Source organism: Hyella patelloides LEGE 07179 (assembly GCF_900659865.1).
In the GTDB taxonomy this organism is placed as follows: domain Bacteria; phylum Cyanobacteriota; class Cyanobacteriia; order Cyanobacteriales; family Xenococcaceae; genus Hyella; species Hyella patelloides.
In genome coordinates this window covers 1-3,818 of record NZ_LR214173.1, presented here as the reverse complement: position 1 = coordinate 3,818, position 3,818 = coordinate 1, and the positions used below count along the sequence as shown (strand labels likewise).

General features: G+C 35.2%; 4 protein-coding genes. 1 reads left to right on the top strand and 3 read right to left on the bottom strand.

Annotated features, from left to right (window positions below; all coding sequences use genetic code 11):
• From H1P_RS31575 to H1P_RS31565, 3 genes are all read right to left on the bottom strand, one after another.
• Positions 1–1,962, bottom strand: a 1,962-nt coding sequence (locus tag H1P_RS31575; protein ID WP_281291274.1) for a tetratricopeptide repeat protein, incomplete at its 3' end; no start/stop codon positions are given.
• A gap of 95 nt (positions 1,963–2,057) precedes the next feature.
• Positions 2,058–2,465, bottom strand: a complete 408-nt coding sequence (locus tag H1P_RS31570; protein ID WP_144875188.1) for a hypothetical protein — start codon at positions 2,463–2,465, stop codon at positions 2,058–2,060.
• Positions 2,466–2,746: 281 nt separating this feature from the next.
• Positions 2,747–3,001, bottom strand: coding sequence for a Txe/YoeB family addiction module toxin (locus H1P_RS31565; RefSeq protein WP_246142035.1), 255 nt, complete (start codon positions 2,999–3,001; stop codon positions 2,747–2,749).
• 401 nt (positions 3,002–3,402) lie between these two features.
• On the opposite strand from H1P_RS31565, the gene H1P_RS31560 reads away from it, so the two are divergent.
• Entirely contained in the window at positions 3,403–3,615 is a 213-nt protein-coding gene (locus H1P_RS31560) for a ssl0294 family protein (RefSeq protein ID WP_144875184.1), read from the top strand.
• The last annotated feature ends 203 nt before the right edge of the window (positions 3,616–3,818 follow it).

Here is a 3,818-nt window from a genome sequence, read left to right as displayed (position 1 = left end):
GGGGGGGGAATGAACGATTACATCTAATGGCTGTTGAAGATAATCAATTGCCCGTGGATATTCTCCAAGGTTATTGTAAACATTGCCTAAACCCATTAAAGAATTAGCTTTTTCATAGCGATCTTTTATTTGGCGTTTAATTTTTAATGACTGTTGAAGATAATCAATTGCCTGTGGATATTCTCCAAGGTTATTGTAAGTATCGCCTAAACCCATTAAAGAATCAGCTTCTCCATCGCGATCGCCTATGTCTCGTGCAATCTCCAATGACTGTTGATAGTAATCAATTGCTAGTCTATATTCTTCTAGATAATAGTAAGCATCGCCTAAATCCATTAAAGAAAAAGCTTCTAAAACGCGATCGCCTATTTTTTGTCGAATCTTTAATAACTGTTGATAGTAATCAATTGCTAGTTTATATTCTCCTAGGCAATAGTAAGCAGTGCCTAAATCCATTAAAGAATCAGCTATCATTTCGCGATTGCCTATTTTTTGTCGAATCTTTAATAACTGTTGATAGTAATCAATTGCTAGTTTGTATTCTCTTAGGAGATTGTAAGCATTGCCTAAACTACTTAAAGATGAAGCTACTCTATTGCGATCGCCTATGTCTCGTGCAATCTCCAATGACTGTTGATGGTAATAAATTGCTAGTTTATATTCTCCTAGAAGATTGTAAGCATTGCCTAAATTCTTTAAAGAATTAGCATAATTTGATCTATCTTCTGGTTGCAGGTTTGGTTGCCATTCTTGAACTAATTTTTCATATATTTCTACTAAAACCTCATAATAACCCCGTCGAGTCAAAAAACCATAATAGGAATCTAAAACCTTATTAGCTGAGGCATATTGTTTTAATTCGCAGTGATGAGCGATAATTTCTAAATGTTCCCTGGCATCTTCTAAGACTTTCCAAGATTCTGGTTCTTTAAAATTAGCTTGATAATATTCAATAGCTTGCTGATGTGCATTAGTTAAATCATTTGCTTGCTCTAAAACATATTTCTGTACTAAAGATTTAAACTGAAATTTCTCTTGAGTTTTAACTAATAAAGAGCGATTGCATAATTCGAGAAGCTTCTTTTTAATTGATATTGATGTCAATGTCAGTTTTACTTCGTCCTCCAGCCACATATGACTTGCTGCTTCGTGGTTAAACGGCAAGCGATATACACTTAAATTAGTGATAAATTGTTTTTGTTCAGAGTTTAATCTATCTAAATGCTGTTGAATAATCCAAGATAAACAGGCATTGTCTTTATTGCGGTGTAATCCTTGTGCTTCGTTGTAAACCAATTTAAACTTAAATTGTGTTGAGTCTGATTTTTTAACTGGGCTTAATTGACTATCATAATGCTCCCCTAAAAATTCTGCTACTAATTTTATTGTCAAAGGATGTCCATCTACATACTCCACAAAAGCTTTTAATTCTGCTTCTGTTCCTTTTATTACTAACTCATTTAATAAAGCAATTCCTTCCTCAATTTTTATCCCTCCCAAGTAAAGCCAATGCTTTAAACCTTGGAATAACTGAGGTTTATCTTGAGTAGTTATAAATAAAGTACTATTGGTTCCCTGTTGCTTCCAACGACGAAAAAAATCTTGATAATATTTGTTTTGCCAATTTCTTTGTTCATCAAGCAGAGTTTCTAAATTATCTACTACCAACAGACAGCGACGCTTACTAAGCAGATAAAGTAAATTATTAATTAACTCCGTAATATCGATACTTTGAGGAGGCTTTCCAGTAAATTTTGTAATTATCTTTTTAGCAAAGACTGTAAAATCGGGTTTGAGGCTGACATCAGCCCAAAATTTAGCTTTAAAATTAAGAGATTTAAATTTAGATTCAAGAAAATGATAAAAATAAGCAGCCAAAGTAGATTTTCCCACACCACCTAAGCCTTGAATACCCACTGTGCTAACTTGCGGATTATTCAGCCATGCTTCAATCTCCTTTATTTCTTCTTCTCTTTCTACGCAATTAGAGAGGTTCGGTGGTGTAGTAATGATATTAGTAGAAGTGATAATTTTTTGGCTGTCAGGCTTTGGAGAAATTACTTTTTTTCGTGATTATGTGTACCTCCAAAAAACTGTTGAGTTCCTTCAGCTTTTCCTACTACAGCAGCATTATCCTTGGCTACAAATCCTTTCATTTCGATAGTATCACTACTAATCGCATTAGCAATTTCTCTACCTAACTTGCTAATCTCTTCTGCAAATAGTCGATCTTTAAGCATTTCAACCTCTAGAAAAGGTTTTAATGGTTTTAGATTTTCCTGAGTTAGATTTTGATTTTGTTCTAATTCGACTATCTCTGCTTCAATAACAGGTTGATGATTTTGTAATAAGCGATCTTTGATTTTTTGCCACAGAAGTTTTGCACCTTCACTAGCAGCATCACCAACAATGGCACTTAAAGCCATCTCTAGCAGCTTTTCCGCAGCCAATAATTCTAAACTCATTTAAAATTCAAGTAATTGCAATTGTGTTTAAGACAATCACTTCAATACTAGCTAATTTTAGTAGTTAATTTGCTATTAAGTAAGTATTAATTTTCTGGTTGGTGTTGGCTGCGGTGTACACATAACTATAACTCATGTTTTAACTTATCTGTTTAATTTGTAACTGCTTCTAGCCCCCTAAATCCCCCAAGCTTGGGGGACTTTTAATCACCATTTACTCTTTTTTTTCCCCCAGAGTTGGGGGGCTAGGGGGGCAAAAACCAGTAAAAAATCAGCCAATATTAATTTTCTGGTTGGTAATGATAACGAGCTTGCAAAAAATAAACTCGATTATTCTTTACCCTATAAACTAAACGATGTTCCAAATCAATCCGACGCGACCAAGTATCGGATGCTATATATTTAAGAGGTTCTGGCTTACCTATTCCTTGAAAAGGGTTTCCATCTAAGATATCTACAATCAAGTCCATAATTTTGTCGCCTTTTCTTGGTACGCATTCCCTTGCCCCCAAATACGATGGGGATAAACACCCAATGCGACGGGTATAAACGCCTTTCGTCGCCCTAAAGGATACACCTTCGGATAACGCGGGGTCGTACCGCTTCTTGGGTTTGCTTATACTCTAAGTTATTATCAGCCCATTTCTTGAGAGCAGCAATGGTGTTAGCTTTTCATCCTCAGCATTTGAAAAAGTATACTGAATATGCGGTGAGTTAAAGATGGTTTTTTAGCTAAATCTTGAATTGCTTGGTAGCAATCCTCTACAAATCTAAATAAGCAAGCAGCTAGCGAAGTGCGTTGCCAAAGTTGCTGCTACTTTTATGGATTAACTTTGCACCTCCATTAAGTACAAAAAACGTTATATCTACCCAAAATTTTTTTGATTAGCAAGCTACAATTCTTAGATAAAACCCGTTGTATCCGATAAGAATCAAAATGTTTTTAACAGAATTATCACCCCTAGCTCAAAGATTATTACAACAACCCATCGCTTTTGCTGGAGGTTTTTGCTCTGGATTATTTAAACTCAACTTAAATGAAGAACCTTTGTCTGCTTGGTTAGCAAACCAAGGATATACTCCTGATAGTAGTAATGATGGAAATGATAATAGCGGTAATAGTGGACCTCAATCTATTTCTATAGAATAGATGTTGGCGGTGGGGGCGAACCGCCGTTCGCCCTTACTGTTGTTGATTATCAATCGCTAAAAATTGGGAATCTTAAATTCAATCTACTGGAATATCGGGAATAAAATCGACTGTTGCACCCATTCCTTTTTGAGAAACTAAATAGCTATCGAAAGCGGAAATTACTCCATCACCATTGATATCAGCAACAATTTGAGGATTTG